This is a genomic window from Acinetobacter sp. 1130196, assembly GCF_000588095.1.
Lineage (GTDB): Bacteria > Pseudomonadota > Gammaproteobacteria > Pseudomonadales > Moraxellaceae > Acinetobacter > Acinetobacter nosocomialis.
On record NZ_JFWX01000121.1, the window covers coordinates 1 to 1310 of the forward strand.

A 1310-nucleotide genomic window follows, 5' to 3' on the forward strand; every position below is an offset into this window, starting at 1 on the left:
GAGAACAAGGTATTGCACCTACTGAGTTTTTTACAAATGTCCTTGAATACATTGCAGCGACTGGGAAACTCCCTGTACAAAAAGCTTTACTCTCAGAAGAGGATACCGAGCTATTAGCGATTGTTCGTAAACGTATGAATGATCCTAAAGAAATGTTCGAGGAAATTACTTTAGATGACTTATAAGCTTTTACGTAATAAGGACTTCACAGCTGAATGGGAAAAGCTTCCTAGTGCTATAAGAGATCAATTTAAGAAGAAACTCGCCAAGGTCATAGAGCAGCCACATATTCCCAAGAATATGCTTAGAGGTGATCTCACGGGATGTTATAAAATTAAATTACTAAAGACTGGAGTTCGACTGGTCTATCAAGTCAAAGATGATCAGGTAGTTATCTTGCTCATCACCGTTGGGAAACGAGCTGACAGCATAGTTTATGACGAAGCAAAAAAACGCATTAAAGACTAAAAATGGGAGCTTCAAGCTCCCATTTTTGACCTCGTATAAGGTGTATTATGTTAATTTTTAGTTAATATAAAATTTAGATAGCTTCTGCAACTAATTTTAAAGCTGATTTAATTTTTTGCTTATTCTCATACATTTTTTTGTCAGCTTGTTCTGCTGCAAAATATAGCCCAATACTGGGATGCCTCCTACAAGGCAAGACATCTGATCGAGAAATTTTTTACCAAGCTCAAGCAGTATCGTGCTATTGCCACACGCTATGATAAATTGGCTCAAAACTTTTTATCAGCGATCTACCAGGCTTAATTGATAACACGCCCTAAATATTTCTAGAATATTCTCTTAAAATCTCCTACACCCTAATTTTATCTTCATATATAGTTTTCTCTATCACTTCATTGATCTCTTCATTCGTCCACTTTTGAAACTTAGCCCTACAAATGAATATTGATTGCAAAATAAATTTGTGCTTACCTTTTCTTAGATAAAGATTCTTTACTTTTTTCCATAAGAAACAATTAAATAGCTTACTACTTCTAAATTTATACCAATTAGAAAAAATTTACTGTTAATTAAAACTTAACAAAAGCCTGAGCTTGTAAAATAATCTAAATATCAGTTACTTTATGCTCAGAAAAATATTATTATTGTATTATTAATGTTTAATATTTGTGGTTTGTATGTTTTGGATTCTTATAGCAGTTCTAGTTTTGATTGGTATACTATTAATTATTTCTATAGTGAAGGAACATCTTAAAAATCCTTTCAGATAAATGACTCAATTTTAATCCATTTAACATAATGGGCGTTATCCGAAATCGTCTTTTATAAGTTAAATAAAATCA

At 32.1% G+C, this 1310-nt stretch carries 2 protein-coding genes and 1 pseudogene; all 3 read left to right on the forward strand.

The annotated features are described in order from the left end of the window. On the forward strand, positions 1 to 185 hold a 185-nt coding region (locus tag J671_RS24755; protein WP_031983785.1), incomplete at its 5' end, for a type II toxin-antitoxin system RelB/DinJ family antitoxin. Further along, the gene (locus J671_RS24760) at positions 175 to 468 is read left to right on the forward strand and encodes a type II toxin-antitoxin system RelE family toxin (RefSeq protein WP_000221360.1); all 294 of its coding nucleotides are present in this window, start codon (positions 175 to 177) and stop codon (positions 466 to 468) included. The genes J671_RS24755 and J671_RS24760, both read left to right, overlap by 11 nt. 186 nt (positions 469 to 654) lie before the next feature. Next, a pseudogene (locus tag J671_RS25740) lies at positions 655 to 771 on the forward strand (transposase); the annotation flags it as partial. Positions 772 to 1310: the final 539 nt, after the last annotated feature.

What these genes read in the sequence shown, in the direction of transcription:
- J671_RS24760 (WP_000221360.1), top strand. Translation starts at nt 175, where the DNA reads ATGACTTATAAGCTTTTACGTAATAAGGACTTCACAGCTGAATGGGAA.